Origin of the sequence: Streptomyces sp. NPDC016459, assembly GCF_040632845.1 — a bacterium.
Lineage (GTDB): Bacteria > Actinomycetota > Actinomycetes > Streptomycetales > Streptomycetaceae > Streptomyces.
In genome coordinates, this window is record NZ_JBEYCR010000005.1 from 146839 (window position 1) to 162916 (window position 16078).

The 16078-nt window shown below is 71.8% G+C and carries 18 protein-coding genes; 14 read left to right on the top strand and 4 right to left on the bottom strand.

Going from position 1 to position 16078, the window contains the following annotated elements:
• The first annotated feature begins 143 nt into the window (after positions 1–143).
• Both ABZ567_RS15340 and ABZ567_RS15345 read left to right on the top strand, forming a co-directional pair.
• The gene (locus ABZ567_RS15340) at positions 144–1271 is read left to right on the top strand and encodes a ferrochelatase (protein ID WP_360789133.1); all 1128 of its coding nucleotides are present in this window, start codon (positions 144–146) and stop codon (positions 1269–1271) included.
• Positions 1272–1292: 21 nt separating this feature from the next.
• Entirely contained in the window at positions 1293–2093 is an 801-nt protein-coding gene (locus tag ABZ567_RS15345) for an inositol monophosphatase family protein (RefSeq protein WP_360789840.1), read from the top strand.
• A gap of 143 nt (positions 2094–2236) precedes the next feature.
• Here ABZ567_RS15345 and ABZ567_RS15350 read toward each other — a convergent pair whose 3' ends face one another.
• A complete protein-coding gene (locus ABZ567_RS15350) occupies positions 2237–2410 on the bottom strand; it encodes a hypothetical protein (protein WP_360789136.1) in 174 nt (57 codons plus the stop codon).
• Between the two features lie 370 nt (positions 2411–2780).
• On the opposite strand from ABZ567_RS15350, the gene ABZ567_RS15355 reads away from it, so the two are divergent.
• From ABZ567_RS15355 to ABZ567_RS15370, 4 genes are all read left to right on the top strand, one after another.
• Entirely contained in the window at positions 2781–3434 is a 654-nt protein-coding gene (locus tag ABZ567_RS15355) for a response regulator transcription factor (protein ID WP_266970061.1), read from the top strand.
• Positions 3435–3438: 4 nt separating this feature from the next.
• Entirely contained in the window at positions 3439–4677 is a 1239-nt protein-coding gene (locus ABZ567_RS15360; protein WP_360789139.1) for a HAMP domain-containing sensor histidine kinase, read from the top strand.
• Between the two features lie 395 nt (positions 4678–5072).
• A complete protein-coding gene (locus ABZ567_RS15365; protein WP_003955561.1) occupies positions 5073–5369 on the top strand; it encodes a DUF4193 domain-containing protein in 297 nt (98 codons plus the stop codon).
• An 11-nt stretch (positions 5370–5380) separates the two neighbouring features.
• The gene (locus ABZ567_RS15370) at positions 5381–6409 is read left to right on the top strand and encodes a hypothetical protein (RefSeq protein ID WP_360789142.1); all 1029 of its coding nucleotides are present in this window, start codon (positions 5381–5383) and stop codon (positions 6407–6409) included.
• Positions 6410–6475: 66 nt separating this feature from the next.
• Here ABZ567_RS15370 and ABZ567_RS15375 read toward each other — a convergent pair whose 3' ends face one another.
• The gene (locus tag ABZ567_RS15375) at positions 6476–6991 is read right to left on the bottom strand and encodes a DUF3093 domain-containing protein (RefSeq protein WP_360789145.1); all 516 of its coding nucleotides are present in this window, start codon (positions 6989–6991) and stop codon (positions 6476–6478) included.
• Positions 6992–7049: 58 nt separating this feature from the next.
• Here ABZ567_RS15375 and ABZ567_RS15380 point away from each other — a divergent pair, with 58 nt between their 5' ends.
• The 8 genes from ABZ567_RS15380 to ABZ567_RS15415 all read left to right on the top strand — a co-directional run bounded on the left by ABZ567_RS15380 (position 7050) and on the right by ABZ567_RS15415 (position 14588).
• Positions 7050–7634: a PaaI family thioesterase gene (locus ABZ567_RS15380; protein ID WP_360789147.1), complete on the top strand. Its 585-nt coding sequence runs from the start codon at positions 7050–7052 to the stop codon at positions 7632–7634.
• Complete coding sequence (gene dut / locus ABZ567_RS15385) at positions 7634–8146, top strand: dUTP diphosphatase (RefSeq protein ID WP_360789150.1); 513 nt, start codon at positions 7634–7636, stop codon at positions 8144–8146. The genes ABZ567_RS15380 and dut overlap by 1 nt, the downstream gene beginning before the upstream one ends.
• Before the next feature lies 1 nt (position 8147).
• Positions 8148–8912: a DUF3710 domain-containing protein gene (locus ABZ567_RS15390; protein ID WP_360789153.1), complete on the top strand. Its 765-nt coding sequence runs from the start codon at positions 8148–8150 to the stop codon at positions 8910–8912.
• A 229-nt stretch (positions 8913–9141) separates the two neighbouring features.
• Positions 9142–9870, top strand: coding sequence for an ABC transporter ATP-binding protein (locus ABZ567_RS15395; RefSeq protein WP_360789155.1), 729 nt, complete (start codon positions 9142–9144; stop codon positions 9868–9870).
• 145 nt (positions 9871–10015) lie between these two features.
• Positions 10016–12562: a sensor histidine kinase KdpD gene (locus ABZ567_RS15400; RefSeq protein WP_360789158.1), complete on the top strand. Its 2547-nt coding sequence runs from the start codon at positions 10016–10018 to the stop codon at positions 12560–12562.
• Between the two features lie 115 nt (positions 12563–12677).
• The gene (locus ABZ567_RS15405) at positions 12678–13364 is read left to right on the top strand and encodes a response regulator (protein ID WP_360789161.1); all 687 of its coding nucleotides are present in this window, start codon (positions 12678–12680) and stop codon (positions 13362–13364) included.
• A gap of 57 nt (positions 13365–13421) precedes the next feature.
• Positions 13422–13829 carry an OB-fold nucleic acid binding domain-containing protein gene (locus ABZ567_RS15410; protein ID WP_360789162.1) on the top strand — a complete coding sequence of 136 codons (408 nt, stop codon included), beginning with the start codon at positions 13422–13424 and terminating at the stop codon, positions 13827–13829.
• A gap of 3 nt (positions 13830–13832) precedes the next feature.
• Complete coding sequence (locus ABZ567_RS15415) at positions 13833–14588, top strand: DUF3159 domain-containing protein (RefSeq protein WP_360789165.1); 756 nt, start codon at positions 13833–13835, stop codon at positions 14586–14588.
• A 133-nt stretch (positions 14589–14721) separates the two neighbouring features.
• Here ABZ567_RS15415 and ABZ567_RS15420 read toward each other — a convergent pair whose 3' ends face one another.
• Both ABZ567_RS15420 and ABZ567_RS15425 read right to left on the bottom strand, forming a co-directional pair.
• Positions 14722–15402 (bottom strand): TrkA family potassium uptake protein, encoded by a 681-nt coding sequence (locus ABZ567_RS15420; protein WP_360789167.1) that lies wholly within the window; start codon positions 15400–15402, stop codon positions 14722–14724.
• Positions 15402–16070, bottom strand: a complete 669-nt coding sequence (locus tag ABZ567_RS15425) for a TrkA family potassium uptake protein (protein ID WP_360789170.1) — start codon at positions 16068–16070, stop codon at positions 15402–15404. The genes ABZ567_RS15420 and ABZ567_RS15425 overlap by 1 nt, the downstream gene beginning before the upstream one ends.
• Positions 16071–16078 lie beyond the last annotated feature (8 nt).

Sequence of the window (16078 nt, forward strand, 5' to 3'; positions counted from 1 at the left end):
CACGTGTAATTAACTCCTAAAGCCTACGGCGTTGAAGTCGATCGGTCATCCTCCTTTTCCCGGATCGGTCGTCCCTTTTCGGACGTCCGGCCACGGACGGGCCGCGCCGCCCGGTGTCAGGGGCGGGTGGGAGGATCGGTGCCATGTCCGATCAGCACGATCCCGCCCCGTACGACGCCCTGCTGCTGCTCTCGTTCGGCGGCCCCGAGGGCCCGGACGACGTGGTCCCGTTCCTGGAGAACGTGACCCGTGGCCGTGGCATCCCGAAGGAACGGCTCAAGGAAGTGGGGCAGCACTACTTCCTCTTCGGCGGCGTCTCCCCGATCAACGACCAGAACCGCGCGCTCCTCGACGCGCTGCGGAGGGACTTCGCCGCCGCCGGCCTCCAGATCCCCGTCCACTGGGGAAACCGGAACTGGGCGCCCTACCTCACCGACACCCTCCGCGAGATGATCACCGACGGCCGGCGCCATATCGCCGTCCTCACCACCAGCGCGTACGCCTCCTACTCCGGCTGCCGCCAGTACCGCGAGAACCTCGCCGACGCGCTGGCCACCCTGGAGGCGGAAGGGCTCCCGCTGCCCCGGGTCGACAAGCTCCGGCACTACTTCAACCACCCCGGCTTCGTCGAGCCCATGGTCGAGGGCGTCCTCGCCTCGCTCGCCGAACTCGACCCGTCCGTACGGGACGGCGCCCACCTCGCCTTCACCACCCACTCCATCCCCGACTCCGCCGCCGACACCTCGGGACCCGTCACCGAGCACGGCGAGGGCGGGGCCTACGTCCGGCAGCACCTCGACACGGCGCGGGTGATCGTCGACGCCGTCCGCGAGGCGACCGGGATCGACCACCCCTGGGAGCTCGTCTACCAGTCCCGCAGCGGAGCCCCGCACGTCCCGTGGCTGGAGCCGGACATCTGCGACCACCTGGAGGCGCTGCACGGCTCCGGGGCGCCCGCGGTCGTCATGGTCCCGATCGGCTTCGTCTCCGATCACATGGAGGTCCTCTACGACCTCGACACCGAGGCCACCGCGAAGGCCGCCGAACTCGGACTGCCCGTCCGGCGCTCCGCGACCGTCGGCGCCGACCCGCGCTTCGCCGCCGCCGTCCGCGAACTCCTCCTGGAGCGCGCCGCCCACGAGCGCGGCACCCGGGCCGAGAGGTGCGCCCTGGGCGCGCTCGGACCTTCCCACGACCTGTGCCCGATCGGCTGCTGCCCGGCAAGGGCCGAGCGGCCCGCCGCGGCCGGCGCCGACAGCCCGTACGCCTGAGGAGACGACCCCGTGACCGACGTGACCGATCCGCTTCTCCCCGAACTGCTCGACCTCGCCCTGGAGGCCGCACGGCGGGCCGGAGCGCTGCTGCGCGACGGCAGGCCGGACGACCTGGCGGTGGCGATGACCAAGTCGAGCCCCATCGACGTGGTCACCGAGATGGACATCGCCGCCGAGAAGCTGATCACCGGCTTCCTCGCCGAGCACCGCCCCGAGGACGGCTTCCTCGGCGAGGAGGGCGCCTCCAGCCCCGGCACCAGCGGGGTCCGCTGGGTGATCGACCCGCTCGACGGCACCGTGAACTACCTCTACGGGCTGCCCACCTGGGCGGTCTCGATCGCCGCCGAACGGGACGGCGAGACCGTCGTCGGCGTCGTCGAGGCCCCCCTGCGCGGCGAGACGTACCACGCGGTCCTCGGCGGCGGCGCGTTCGCGGGGGACCGGCGCCTCGCCGTCCGCCCCTCGCCCGACCTCGGCCACGCCCTGCTCGGCACGGGCTTCGCGTACGTGCAGTCCCGGCGCGCCCATCAGGCGGACGTCGTCCAGCGCGTGATCCCCCGCGTCCGTGACATCCGCCGGGGCGGTTCGGCCGCCATCGACCTCTGCGACGTGGCCGCCGGCCGCCTCGACGCGTACTACGAGCGCGGCCTCAACCCCTGGGACCTCGCCGCGGGCGCTCTGATCGCCCGTGAGGCGGGCGCCCTGACCGGCGGACGCCCGGGGGAGCCGGCGTCGGGCGACCTGACCCTGGCGGCCTCTCCGGGCCTCTTCGCGCAGCTCCAGGAGTTCCTGGAGGAGCTGGGCGCCTGGCACGACTAGCGGGTGCCCGGACGCACGAGGGCCCCGGCGCCGGGAGGCGGCCGGGGCCCTGCGCGCGTGCGGGTCGAAACGGTCGGGCAGGTGGGTCCGGGTCCGGCTGCGGGTCGGTAAGGGTCGGTAAGGGTCGAGCGGGTCGGGGCGGGTCAGACGCCCGGCAGGGCGACCTCCACGCCGTGCTCGGCGGCCAGCCGGTGCAGGTCGTCGAGCTCCGCCTGCTCGACGTCCGCCAGGTAGTCGTCGCCCGTCTCACGGGCCATCGTGAGGTCCGTCTGCGTCGTCCTGATGCGGTGCAGCAGGCCTGCGGTGAAAGCGTCCATCGTGCGCCCCCTCGTCATGGGTCCGGTGGCACGGGGGTGTGCCGAGGGTGGGTGGATCACACACTGCGGTCTCCCGGAAGCGGAGAGCGGTAGGTGGCGCGCCACATACAGGGCGTGATCACGGGGTGTGCAGACGTCCTCCCCAGGCCGTTCCTCAGAGAAACCTCAACTGGCCCGCGAATCCGGTGAATTCTCGGCTTCCCACCCCCCGGACCGCCCCACGCGCCCGCACACCCCCGCCCGTCCCCGGCCCCGCACCGCCGTCTTACAGCCGGTTTACGCGCGTACGGGGCAGGATGGACGCGCACAGTCAGTGCTCAGGTTTCAGCCGTCCCACCCCGGATCGCGGCTCAACGGAAGGATGTACGACGTGCGCGTACTCGTCGTCGAGGACGAGCAGCTGCTCGCCGATGCGGTGGCCACCGGACTGCGCCGGGAGGCCATGGCCGTCGACGTCGTGTACGACGGCGCCGCGGCCCTGGAGCGCGTCGGCGTCAACGACTACGACGTCGTCGTCCTCGACCGCGACCTGCCCCTCGTCCACGGGGACGACGTCTGCCGCAAGATCGTGGAGCTCGGCATGCCCACCCGCGTCCTGATGCTCACCGCCGCCGGCGACGTCAGCGACCGCGTCGAGGGCCTGGAACTGGGCGCCGACGACTACCTCCCCAAGCCGTTCGCCTTCACCGAGCTCACCGCCCGCGTGCGGGCCCTCGGACGCCGTACGAGCGTGCCCCTCCCGCCCGTCCTCGAGCGTGCCGGAATCAAGCTCGACCCCAATCGCCGCGAGGTCTTCCGCGAGGGCAAGGAGGTCCAGCTCGCGCCGAAGGAGTTCGCCGTCCTGGAGGTCCTCATGCGCAGCGAGGGCGCCGTCGTCTCGGCGGAGCAGCTCCTGGAGAAGGCCTGGGACGAGAACACCGACCCGTTCACCAACGTCGTACGCGTCACCGTGATGACCCTGCGCCGCAAGCTCGGTGAGCCGCCGGTCATCGTCACCGTCCCCGGTTCCGGGTACCGGATCTGACCTGATGGCCCCCACCCCCGCGCCCCACCCCCAGGCGCCCCCGAAGCCGACGTGGGACCCCAGGGACCCCGTCCGGCCGCTGCTGCGCCCGACCATCCGCATACGGCTCACGCTGCTGTACGGCGGGATGTTCCTGATCGCGGGCATCCTGCTGCTCTCGATCATCTACCTCTTCACCGCGCAGGCGCTCACCGACAGCGCGGCCCAGCTGCCCTTCAAGATCGTCAAGGGCGAGGTGCAGCCCACCACCTCCTGGTGCGTCCTGCCCGACACGGGCACGGGAGAGCAGTTCAACGACGCCGTCTCGGTCTGCCTCCGGCACCAGAGCGACCTGGCCCTGGACGACCTGCTGCGCCGCTCGCTCTTCGCCCTGCTCGGCCTCAGCATCATCGCCTTCGCCTTCGGCTACGCCATGGCGGGGCGGGTCCTCTCGCCGCTCGGCCGGATCACCCGGACCGCCCGGCAGGTGGCCGGCTCGGATCTGTCCCGGCGGATCGAACTGGACGGCCCGGACGACGAGCTCAAGGAGCTGGCCGACACCTTCGACGAGATGCTGGACCGCCTGGAGCGGGCCTTCACCGCGCAGCAGCGGTTCGTCGCGAACGCCTCGCACGAGCTGCGGACCCCGCTCGCGATCAACCGCACCCTTCTGGAGGTCCACCTCTCGGACCCCGGGGCGCCGGTCGAGCTCCAGCAGCTCGGCAAGACCCTGCTCGCCACCAACGAGCGCAGCGAGCAGCTCGTCGAGGGCCTGCTGCTGCTCGCCCGGAGCGACAACCAGATCATCGAGCGCAAACCGGTCGACCTCGCCGAGGTCGCCTCCCGGGGCGTGGACCAGATGCACGCGGAGGCCGAGGCCAAGGGTGTCGAGATCCGGGGCGTGCGCGCCCCCGTGGTCGTCCAGGGCAACGGCGTCCTCCTGGAGCGGATCGCGCTGAACCTGCTCCAGAACGCCGTCCGGTACAACGTGCCGGAGGGCGGCTGGGTCGAGGTCACCACCGAGGTCGTGGACGGTCAGGCCGTCCTCGTCGTCACGAACACGGGCCCCGTGGTCCCCGCGTACGAGATCGACAACCTGTTCGAGCCGTTCCGGCGGCTACGGCAGGAGCGCACCGGCAGCGACAAGGGCGTCGGACTCGGCCTGTCGATCGCCCGGTCCGTGGCGCGGGCCCACGGCGGCCGTATCATCGCGGAGCCCCGCGAGGGCGGTGGTCTCGTGATGCGCGTCACTCTGCCGATCTGACACACTGCAGGAGCCGACCGGTTCCGTTCGCTTTGCGCGGAATTCCGGAACACCGGTTCTGAGACGCTCCTGTGTGATCGATCACAGGAGAGGCTGTCCGGACATCCACTCTCCGTGATCGTGAAATCCCTCGGAAAGCCTGGAAACGTCCGGGTTTCCGGGGCCCGGAATGACGGGAAGTACACGGGGTGGCGCATGTCAGGTGCGCCCTCAGGACCGTGTACGGTCCGGTTCGCCACCCGAAGCCGATCACTCGCGAGAGCCCGGGACGGGTGTCGATTGAGTAACAGACCTTGATGTGAGGCAAAATCTCCGCCTCAGGTCGGGCACAAGTCCGACCTCTCACGCGTTACGTGCGCTGGAGACACCGCAACCACCCAGAGGGGGAGAGCGACATGGCAACGGATTACGACACCCCACGCAAGACCGACGACGACGTCGATTCGGACAGCCTTGAGGAACTGAAGGCCCGCCGGAACGACAAGTCGACCTCGACGGTCGACGTCGACGAGTTCGAGGCCGCCGAAGGCCTGGAACTTCCCGGCGCCGACCTCTCGAACGAGGAGCTGGCCGTCCGGGTCCTGCCCAAGCAGGCCGATGAGTTCACCTGCATGAGCTGCTTCCTCGTGCACCACCGCAGCCAGCTGGCCAGGGAGAAGAACGGCCAGCCGATCTGCCGCGACTGCGACTGAGATCGTCGGCCGTGGCAGGCGACACACCGTCCCGGAAGCGGCGTCTGAGGCTCCCTGGGAGTCCCCGGACGTACAAGGGCGGCACAGAACCGGCAGAGGGCGCTCACGAGGCCCCTGACGCCGATCGCACCGCCTCCCTGTCCTCCCCCGGCGTACGTGACGACGAGCGGGGCCTCCCGGCCTCGCTCGAAGCGGTCACCGCGCCGGACCCGGCGCGTCTGCCGGTGGAGGCGGGAGAGGGCGCTGCGCCGGTCGAGACGCGACAGGGCGGACGCTTCGGCGCCGTCAAGCGGCTCGCCAACCCCGCACGTGCCCAACTCGACAAGATCAAGATCGACTCGGACCGTATCGACGCCGTCCGGCGCGGCGTCGCGCAAGGCGTGAAGCGCGGCGGCGACAGCGCCAGGGCCGGTCTCGGTCATCTGGCCGACCGCCTGATCGACCTCGCCCCGCGGATCCCCGTCCGCGATCTGGCGACCCTCCGCAAGCACTTCCCCGGGCTCGGCCCCGAGGAGATCGCCGACAAACTCGTCGCCGGCGCGGCCAACGCGAGCTCGACCGTCGGCGCGGGCGTCGGCGCCGCCGCCATGCTCCCCGTGCCCCCGGCCATGCCGGCGGAACTCGCGGCCGAGATCACCGGCGTCGCCGCCGTGGAACTCAAACTCATCGCCGAACTGCACGAGGTCTACGGACTGCGGCCGCCCGGCCGGCTCAGCCAGCGTTCGGCGGCCTACCTGACCTCCTGGGCCGAGGAGCGGGGCATCGACCCCACCAAGCCCACCACGGTCAACGCGGCCCTCGGCGGGCAGCTCAAGCGCGAGCTGCGCCAACAGATCATGAAACGCATGGTGCGCAACCTGCCGATGCTCACGCCCTTCATGGTGGGCGCGGCCGTCGGCGCGGTCATGAACCGCCGCGACACCAGGAAACTCGCCGAGCACATCCGCAAGGACCTGCGCCGTCGCCAGATCCCCTGGGACTCCCTCAGGGAACTGCCTCCGCTGGAGCAGCCCGAGAACCCGAAGGAACTGGGCTTCTAGGACGCGGCGGCAGCGACCCGTCGGCGGCCGGGCGGCTCCGCTCCCGCCGGCCGCCCCCGTCGACCCTCAGTCCTCGGCTCCGCGTCCGGCGTCCGCGCGCTCGGCGTCGAGCGCGTCCGCGAGGGCCTGCGGCTCGCGGCTCGACAGGTACAGGTACGGCGTCGGGTCCGCCGGGTCCGTCACCACGACCCGTACCGCCCCCGGCACATAGCTGCGCATCAGCATGAAGGCGCGCGGATCGGCCTTGTGCGCGCGCCAGGCGCGCGCCTCCTCGGCGTCCAGCACCTCGACCGCCCCCAGGGCCGAGACCGGGACCCGCGCGTCGCCCGCCACCAGCGAACCGGCCACCACCCGGATGCGGGCCGAGCCGTACGAGGACACCGCCGCACCGGCGAGCACCGCCGCCACGATCACGCCGCCCAGCATCGGGACCGTACCCAGAGGGAACATGATCAGGCCGCCCGAGAGACCGAGCAGTCCCGCGATGGCCCACCAGGAGCGGGGCGCCGTCAGCCGCTCGTCGAAGCGCGGCGCGGCCGGGGTCGCGGGGGAGGGGGCGGGGGACGGGGCGGAAGGCTGCATGTGTCCAAGCTTGGCACGGCGCGACCCACGCCCGTCCGCGCGGGTAAGGTCTGCGGCTGTGACCGCAACATCTCCCGCCCTCACCCCGCCCGCCGACGCCATACCGCCGGTACGCCACCCCGACGCGCCGGCCGCCGGCGAGCTGCTCGGTGCGCACTACGCGTACTGCTTCGGGTGCGGCGGCGGGCAGTCCCACGGCCTCCACCTGGAGGCGCGCGCGGGCGAGGGCGTGACCGTCACCGCCGAGTTCACCGTGACCCCCGACCACCAGGGAGCCCCCGGCCTCGCGCACGGCGGCGTGCTCGCCACCGCGCTCGACGAGACCCTCGGCTCGCTGAACTGGCTGCTGCGGGTCATCGCCGTGACCGGACGCCTCGAGACCGACTTCGTCCGGCCCGTCCCGGTGGGCACCGTGCTCCATCTGGAGGCCGAGATCACCGCCGTGCACGGCCGCAAGATCTTCTCGACCGCGGTCGGCCGGATCGGCGGGCCCGACGGCCCCGTCGCCGTCCGAGCCGACGCCCTCTTCGTCGAGGTCAAGGTCGACCACTTCATCGACAACGGCCGCCCGGAGGAGATCCAGGCCGCCATGTCCGACCCCGACCAGGTCCGGCGCGCCCGCGCCTTCGAGGTGAACCCCTGATGCCCAACCCTGTCGACGTACTGATCCGCCGCGTGGACCCGGACGTGCCGATCCCGGCCTACGAGCACCCCGGCGACGCCGGGGCGGACCTCGTGACCACCGAGGCCGCCGAGCTGGCGCCCGGGGAGCGCGCCGTGCTGCCCACCGGGATCTCCATCGCCCTCCCGGACGGGTACGCGGCCTTCGTGCACCCGCGTTCCGGACTCGCGGCCCGCTGCGGAGTGGCGCTCGTGAATGCCCCGGGGACGGTGGATGCCGGGTACCGTGGAGAGATCAAGGTGATCGTGGTCAATCTCGACCCGCGCGAGACCGTGCGGTTCGAACGATTCGACCGGATCGCTCAGCTTGTCGTCCAACAGGTCGAGAAGGTGCGCTTCCACGAGGTGGCGGAGCTTCCCGGCTCGGCGCGGGCCGAGGGGGGCTTCGGGTCCACCGGCGGTCACGCCGCCGTGGGCGGCACAGCGGGTGGGAATCGATACGCTTCGGTCGTATCCGACCGGGAAGGACAGTGACGTGTTCGGACGTCGCAAGAAGAGCGGTGCCGCAGAGGACGCGGCGGGCGAGGCCGAGCAGGTCGTCGACGCCGTGGACGGCGAGGACGCGGACGACGCCGCCCCGCGCCGGAAGAACCTTCCGCCGGCGCCCCGGCCCGACGGGCCCTGGGACATCTCCGAGGTCGGCAAGCCCGAAGAGGGCCGTGTGGACCTGGGTGGCATTTTCGTGCCCGGAGTCGAGGGCATGGAGCTGAGGGTCGAGGTGGCGGGCGACGCGATCGTCGCGGCCACCGTCGTCCTGCGCGACAGCGCCGTGCAGCTGCAGGCGTTCGCCGCGCCCAAGAACGAGGGCATCTGGGGCGAGGTCCGCGACGAGATCGCGACCGGCATCATCCAGCAGGGCGGTGTCATCGACGAGGTCGAGGGCCCGCTGGGCTGGGAGCTCCGCGCCCAGGTCCCCGTGCAGCTGCCGGACGGCAACCGGGGCGTGCAGCTCGTCCGCTTCGTCGGTGTCGACGGGCCCCGCTGGTTCCTGCGCGGAGTGATCTCCGGGCAGGGCGCGGTCCAGCCCGAGGCGGCGGGGCTCCTGGAGCAGATCGTCCGGGACACCGTGGTCGTCCGCGGCGACGGCCCGATGGCCCCGCGCGACCCGATCGTCCTCAAGCTGCCCAACGACGCGCAGATGGTGCCGGACGGCGTGCAGCAGGAGGAGCAGGAGAACTCCCGCTTCTCCGGCGGCATGGGCCAGCTCCAGCGCGGTCCGGAGATCTCCGAGATCCGCTGAGCGACCGCGTCGACCGATGGGCCGCTTCCCGTACCTCGCGTACGGGGAGCGGCCCATCCGCCGTTGTCCACAGGACCTGTTCTCCACAGGGCCTGTTCTCTCCCGTTGTCCACAGGGTCCAGTTCTCCACAGGGTCCAGTTCTCCACAGGCCCGTCCTGCGGCCCTGGTCCTCGGCCCGGGGCGCGGACCATACTGACGGCGCACACGTTCGAGGAGGGGGAGCACAGGATGAGTGAGTCCAGCACGAGGTCCGCGACGGCCCTCGCCGGGGACCCGGCCGCCCCGCCGATGGTCCGCGTCGAGAACCTGCGTCGCTCGTACGGCACGGGTGAAGCGGCCGTCCACGCCCTGCGCGGGGTCTCCTTCGACATCCCGCGCGGCGAACTCGTCGCTCTCAAGGGCCGCTCCGGCTCGGGGAAGACGACCCTGCTCAACCTCGTGGGCGGCCTCGACACCGCCGACGGGGGCTCGGTCGTCATCGACGGCGTCGACCTCTCCACCCTCGGTGAGAGCGGGCTCCTGGAGCTGCGCCGCGACCGGATCGGCTTCATCTTCCAGTCCTTCGGCCTGCTCCCGATCCTGTCCGCAGCCGAGAACGTGGGCGTACCCATGCGGCTGCGCAGGGCGGACCCGAAGGAGCGCGAGGAGCGGGTGGCCCTCCTCCTCGGCCTGGTGGGCCTCGCCGACCACGCGGCCCAGCGGCCCGGAGAGCTCTCCGGCGGCCAGCAGCAGCGGGTCGCCATCGCCCGCGCCCTCGCCAACAAGCCGGCGCTGCTCATAGCCGACGAGCCCACGGGCCAGCTGGACGCGGAGACCGGGCTCGCCGTGATGCAGCTGCTGCGCGCGGTGGTGCGCAGCGAGGGCTGCACCGCCCTGGTCGCCACCCACGACCCCCAGCTCCTGGGCCTCGCCGACCGGGTCCTGGAGCTGAGCGACGGCGAGATCATCGAGCACTGAACCGAGCGCTGAGGAGAGCTGCGACAGGGCCACCGGCTCCGCCCCCGCCGTGGAGACGCCCCCGCGCTATCAGGATCACGTCAAGACCGCGCAGGCCCTCTCCCCGCGTGCGGAATGTCCCAATGGCTGGACGTATGGTCGACCCATGGGACGCGGCAAGCTTCGGATCTACCTCGGCGCTGCGCCGGGCGTCGGCAAGACCTACGCGATGCTCTCCGAGGGGCACCGCCGGGTGGAGCGCGGCACGGACTGCGTCGTGGCCTTCGTGGAGCACCACGGGCGGCCGCGGACGGAGGTCATGCTGCACGGGCTCGAACAGGTGCCGCGCCGGTGCCTGGAGCACCGGGGGGCCGCCTTCACGGAGATGGACGTCGACGCCGTCCTGGCCCGCCGTCCCGCCGTCGCCCTCGTCGACGAACTCGCCCACACGAACGTGCCGGGCTCCCGCAACCCCAAGCGGTGGCAGGACGTCGCCGAACTCCTCGCGGCCGGCATCGACGTCATATCCACCGTCAACATCCAGCACCTGGAGTCGCTCGGCGACGTGGTCGAGGCGATCACGGGCGTACGCCAGCGGGAGACCGTCCCCGACGAGATCGTCCGCAGGGCGGACCAGATCGAGCTGGTCGACATGTCCCCGGAGGCCCTGCGGCGCCGGATGGCCCACGGCAACGTCTACACCTCGGACAAGGTCGACGCGGCCCTCTCCAACTACTTCCGCCCCGGCAACCTCACCGCCCTGCGCGAGCTGGCCCTGCTCTGGACCGCCGACCGGGTCGACGAGTACCTCCGGCGGTACCGGGGCGAGCACAACATCCGCTCCACCTGGCAGGCCAGGGAGCGCATCGTCGTCGGTCTGACCGGCGGCCCCGAGGGACGCACCCTCATACGACGCGCCACCCGGCTCGCGGAGAAGGGCGCGGGCGGCGAGGTGCTCGCCGTCTACATCGCCCGCAGCGACGGGCTCACCGCGGCCTCCCCGAAGGAACTGACCGTCCAGCGCACCCTCGTCGAAGACCTCGGCGGCACGTTCCACCATGTCATCGGCGACGACATCCCGTCCGCGCTCCTGGAGTTCGCCCGCGGCGTCAACGCCACCCAGATCGTCCTCGGCTCCAGCCGCCGCCGCACCTGGCAGTACGTGCTCGGCCCCGGCGTCGGCCAGACCGTGGCCCGTGACTCCGGGACCGACCTCGACGTCCACATCGTCACCCACGGCGAGGTCGCCAAGGGACGCGGCCTGCCCGTCGCCCGAGGGGCCCGACTCGGGCGCTCCCGGATCCTGGGCGGCTGGGTGGTGGGCGTCGGGGGACCCGCCGCCCTCGCCCTGCTCCTCACCCATGTCGACGCCGACCTCGGTCTCGCCAACCACATGCTGCTCTTCCTCGCGCTGACCGTCGCCTCGGCCCTGCTCGGCGGATTCCTCCCGGCGCTCGCCTCGGCGGCCGCCGGCTCGCTCCTCCTCAACTGGTTCTTCACCCCGCCCGTCCACCGGCTCACCGTCGCCGACCCCAAGAACATCGTCGCCATCGCCGTCTTCCTCGGCGTCGCCATGGCGGTCGCCTCCGTGGTGGACCTGGCGGCCCGACGGACCCACCAGGCCGCCCGGCTGCGCGCCGAGTCCGAGGTGCTCTCCTACCTCGCGGGCAGCGTGCTGCGCGGCGAGACCAGCCTCGACGCCCTGCTCGAACGGGTCCGCGAGACCTTCTCCATGGAGTCCGTGGCCCTTCTGGAGCGGGTCGACGAGGTCGAGCCGTGGACGCGGGCGGCGAGCGTGGGGCCCCACCCGGCGGCCCGGCCCGAGGAGGCGGACGTGGACATGCCGGTGGGTGACCGGCTGGCGCTCGCCCTGTCCGGACGGGTGCTGCCCGCGGAGGACCGGAGGGTCCTCGGCGCCTTCGCCGCCCAGGCCGCGGTGGTCCTCGACCGGCGGCGGCTGGTGGGCGAGGCGGAGGAGGCCAGGAAGCTGGCCGAGGGCAACAAGATCCGCACCTCCCTGCTCGCCGCCGTCAGCCACGACCTGCGGACCCCGCTCGCGAGCATCAAGGCGTCCGTCTCCTCCCTGCGCTCCGACGACGTCGAATGGTCCGAACAGGACCGCGCCGAACTCCTGGAGGGCATCGAGGCCGGCGCCGACCGCCTCGACCACCTCGTCGGCAACCTCCTCGACATGTCCCGCCTCCAGACCGGAACCGTCACCCCCCTGGTCCGGACGGTCGACCTCGACGAGGTCGTCCCCATGGCGCTCGGGGGAGTGCCCGACGGCAGCGCCGAGCTGGACATCCCCGAGACGCTGCCCATGGTCGAGGTCGACAAGGGCCTCCTGGAGCGGGCCGTCGCCAACATCGTGGAGAACGCCGTCAAGTACAGCCCCGAGGGCGTACCGGTGGCCGTCGCCGCAAGCACCCTGGGCGACCGGGTCGAGCTGCGTGTCGTGGACCGCGGCCCCGGCGTGCCCGACGAGGCCAAGGACGGGATCTTCGAACCCTTCCAGCGGTTCGGGGACGCCCCCCGCGGCTCCGGTGTCGGCCTCGGCCTCGCGGTGGCCCGCGGCTTCGTCGAGGCCATGGGCGGCACGCTCGGCGCCGAGGACACCCCCGGCGGCGGACTGACCATGGTGCTCACCCTCAGGGCCGCGCGGGGCGGCCCGCCGGCCCCGGCCGTCGACCTCCCGGCCCACGCCGTGACCTGACCCCGGCCGCCGCGGCCGCACTCCCCCGTACGCCGGTTCTCCCGGCCGCACCTGACGCCCGCACCCGACGCCCGTCCCCGTACAGCAGCACCCCAGTAGAAGGAAGGCCCCCTCCATGACCCGGGTCCTCGTGGTCGACGACGAGCCGCAGATCGTCCGCGCCCTGGTGATCAACCTCAAGGCGCGGAAGTACGAGGTCGACGCCGCGCCCGACGGTGCCACCGCCCTCCGCCTGGCCGCCGAACGCCACCCCGACGTCGTCGTCCTCGACCTCGGCCTTCCCGACATGGACGGCGTCGAGGTCATCAGGGGCCTGCGCGGCTGGACCCGGGTGCCGATCCTGGTCCTCTCGGCCCGGCAGACCAGCGACGAGAAGGTCGAGGCGCTGGACGCGGGCGCCGACGACTACGTCACCAAGCCCTTCGGCATGGACGAGCTCCTCGCCCGGCTGCGCGCGGCCGTCCGCCGTGCCGAGCCGGTCGGCGGCGCCGAGGACGGGGTCGTGGTCGTCGGGACCGAGGGCTTCACCGTCGACCTGGCGGCGAAGAAGGTCCAGCGCGACGGCCGGGACGTCCGGCTCACCCCCACCGAATGGCACCTCCTCGAAGTCCTCGTCCGCAATAGCGGCCGCCTCGTCAGCCAGAAGCAGCTGCTCCAGGAGGTCTGGGGACCCTCGTACGGCACGGAGACCAACTACCTGCGGGTGTACATGGCGCAGCTGCGGCGCAAGCTGGAGAGCGACCCCTCCCACCCGCGCCACTTCGTCACCGAACCGGGCATGGGTTACCGCTTCGAACGCTGAACGGACAGGGGCTGCGAGGCCGGTCTCGGTGACAGCGGTGGCCGGTACGCTTTCTGTATGAGTGCTGCACCGCGTACAGAGAAGGCGGCCGGTAGATCCGGTAGGTTCCGCCGGATGCTCGACCGGCTCTCCTCCTCCGTGGAGGACCTGGAGTCGGAGGAGCTCCAGGAGGACGCGCAGGCGTCGGGGTGCACACGTATCTGCGACTGCTCCGACCGCCAGATAGTCAAGGTCACTGGTACCTTGCGCACGGTCACGCTGCGCCCCCGGGCCGGTGTGCCCGCACTGGAGGCAGAGCTCTTCGACGGCACGGCACCGCTCGACGTCGTGTGGCTCGGACGGCGCTCCATCGTGGGCATCGAGCCGGGCCGCAAGCTGATCGCCTCCGGCCGCATCTCCATGAGCCACGGCCGGCGGGTCCTCTTCAACCCCAAATACGAGCTCCGACCGCTCGGACAGGAGTAGCCGGTGACGTCCCTCGACAAGCCGACCACCACGGACCAGGACGCCCAGGCCGCGAAGGAGGTCACCGAGGCCGCGCTGTTCGAGGCCTTCGGCGGCCTGCGGGGCATGGTCGAGACGGTCCTGCCGGGCCTGCTGTTCGTCACGATCTTCACGATCAACAAGGACCTGCACATCTCGGCGATCGCCGCGCTCGCGGTCTCGCTGGTCCTGGTCGCCGTCCGGCTGATCCGACGGGACACCGTCAAGCACGCGTTCAGCGGCGTCTTCGGGGTCGCCTTCGGCGTGGTCTTCGCGATGATGACCGGCAACGCCAAGGACTTCTACCTGCCGGGCATGCTGTACACCTTGGGCCTCGCCCTCGCGTACATCGTGACGACGATCGCCGGGGTCCCGCTGATCGGCCTGATCCTGGGCCCGGTCTTCAAGGAGAACCTCTCCTGGCGCACCCGTAACCCGGGCCGGAAGAAGGCGTACGCGAAGGCAAGCTGGGCCTGGGGCCTGATCCTGCTCGCCAAGTGCGCGATCCTCTTCCCGATGTACTGGTGGGCCGACACGACCAAGTTCGGCTGGGTCCTCGTCGCGCTCAAGATCCCGCCGTTCCTGCTCGCGGTCTACCTCACCTGGATGTTCCTCGCGAAGGCTCCGCCGCCGATCGACGTCTTCGCGGAGATGGAGGCCGAGGAGCGGGCGGAGAAGGAGCGGGCCGGGAAGGAGCGCGAGGCGGCTGCCGCCGCGGGGCAGAGCCCCCCGGAGGCCTGAGCCGGACACGCGGAAGGGCCCGGACCTGACGAACAGGTCCGGGCCCTTCCGTGCTTCAGGGCCTCCATACGACCGGGCCGTACTTCACAGCCTCAGCACGCCGGGCCCTTCCATGCGTACGCGAGACGCGAGGTCAGGACTCGGAGCCGGCCTCGCGGCGGACCTGGAGCAGGTCCTCCAGCTGCTCCTCCCGGGCCTGCGCGGCCACGAACAGCAGTTCGTCGCCCGCCTCCAGGGTCTCCTCGGGGCTCGGCGTGAGCACCCGCGAACCGCGGATGATCGTCACCAGCGAGGTGTCCTGCGGCCAGGCCACGTCCCCGACCGTGGTGCCGGCGACCGCCGACTCCGGCGGGAGCGTCAGCTCGACCAGGTTCGCGTCACCGTGGCTGAAACGCAGCAGCCGGACCAGGTCACCGACGCTCACCGCCTCCTCCACCAGGGCCGACATCAGCCGTGGCGTCGACACGGCGACGTCCACGCCCCAGGCCTCGGTGAACAGCCACTCGTTCTTCGGGTTGTTCACCCGGGCGACGACCCGCGGCACGCCGTACTCGGTCTTGGCGAGCAGCGAGACGACGAGGTTCACCTTGTCGTCGCCGGTAGCCGCGATCACCACGTTGCAGCGCTGGAGCGCCGCCTCGTCGAGCGAGGTGATCTCGCAGGCGTCGGCGAGCAGCCACTCCGCCTGCGGCACCCGCTCCACCGAGATGGCCGTCGGCGCCTTGTCGACGAGCAGGACCTCGTGCCCGTTCTCCAGGAGCTCGCCCGCGATGGAACGGCCCACCGCACCCGCGCCCGCAATAGCGACACGCATCAGTGACCGCCCTCCTCGGGACCCTCGGCGAAGGCCTCCTCGACCTTCGCGATCTCATCCGTACGCATCATCACGTGCACCAGATCACCTTCCTGGAGCACCGTCTGCGACGTGGGGATGATCGCCTCGCCGAGCCGGGTCAGGAACGCGACACGCACCCCCGTCTCGTCCTGCAGCCGGCTGATCTTGTGGCCGATCCAGGCCGACGAGGTGTGCACCTCAGCGAGCTGCACCCCGCCGCTGGGGTCCGTCCACAGCGGCTCCGCCCCCGAGGGCAGCAGACGCCGCAGCATCTGGTCGGCGGTCCAGCGGACCGTCGCGACCGTCGGGATGCCGAGGCGCTGGTAGACCTCGGCGCGACGCGGGTCGTAGATCCGCGCCGCCACGTTCTCGATGCCGAACATCTCGCGCGCGACCCGCGCCGCGATGATGTTCGAGTTGTCGCCGCTGCTCACCGCGGCGAACGCGCCGGCGTCCTCGATCCCGGCCTCGCGCAGCGTGTCCTGGTCGAAGCCCACGCCCGTGACGCGCCGACCGCCGAAACCCGACCCCAGACGGCGGAAGGCCGTCGGGTCCTGATCCACGACCGCGACGGTGTGCCCCTGCTGTTCGAGGTTCTGCGCGAGAGCGGCTCCCACTCGCCCGCAGCCCATGATGACGATGTGCACGTCCCCTT

Excerpts from the sequence above, each read along its gene's own strand:
- ABZ567_RS15340 (WP_360789133.1), top strand. The coding sequence starts at position 144 with ATGTCCGATCAGCACGATCCCGCCCCGTACGACGCCCTGCTGCTGCTC.
- ABZ567_RS15350 (WP_360789136.1), bottom strand. The coding sequence starts at position 2,410 with ATGGACGCTTTCACCGCAGGCCTGCTGCACCGCATCAGGACGACGCAG.
- ABZ567_RS15360 (WP_360789139.1), top strand. The coding sequence starts at position 3,439 with ATGGCCCCCACCCCCGCGCCCCACCCCCAGGCGCCCCCGAAGCCGACG.
- ABZ567_RS15365 (WP_003955561.1), top strand. The coding sequence starts at position 5,073 with ATGGCAACGGATTACGACACCCCACGCAAGACCGACGACGACGTCGAT.
- ABZ567_RS15375 (WP_360789145.1), bottom strand. The coding sequence starts at position 6,991 with ATGCAGCCTTCCGCCCCGTCCCCCGCCCCCTCCCCCGCGACCCCGGCC.
- dut (WP_360789150.1), top strand. The coding sequence starts at position 7,634 with ATGCCCAACCCTGTCGACGTACTGATCCGCCGCGTGGACCCGGACGTG.
- ABZ567_RS15395 (WP_360789155.1), top strand. The coding sequence starts at position 9,142 with ATGAGTGAGTCCAGCACGAGGTCCGCGACGGCCCTCGCCGGGGACCCG.
- ABZ567_RS15400 (WP_360789158.1), top strand. The coding sequence starts at position 10,016 with ATGGGACGCGGCAAGCTTCGGATCTACCTCGGCGCTGCGCCGGGCGTC.
- ABZ567_RS15405 (WP_360789161.1), top strand. The coding sequence starts at position 12,678 with ATGACCCGGGTCCTCGTGGTCGACGACGAGCCGCAGATCGTCCGCGCC.
- ABZ567_RS15410 (WP_360789162.1), top strand. The coding sequence starts at position 13,422 with ATGAGTGCTGCACCGCGTACAGAGAAGGCGGCCGGTAGATCCGGTAGG.
- ABZ567_RS15420 (WP_360789167.1), bottom strand. The coding sequence starts at position 15,402 with ATGCGTGTCGCTATTGCGGGCGCGGGTGCGGTGGGCCGTTCCATCGCG.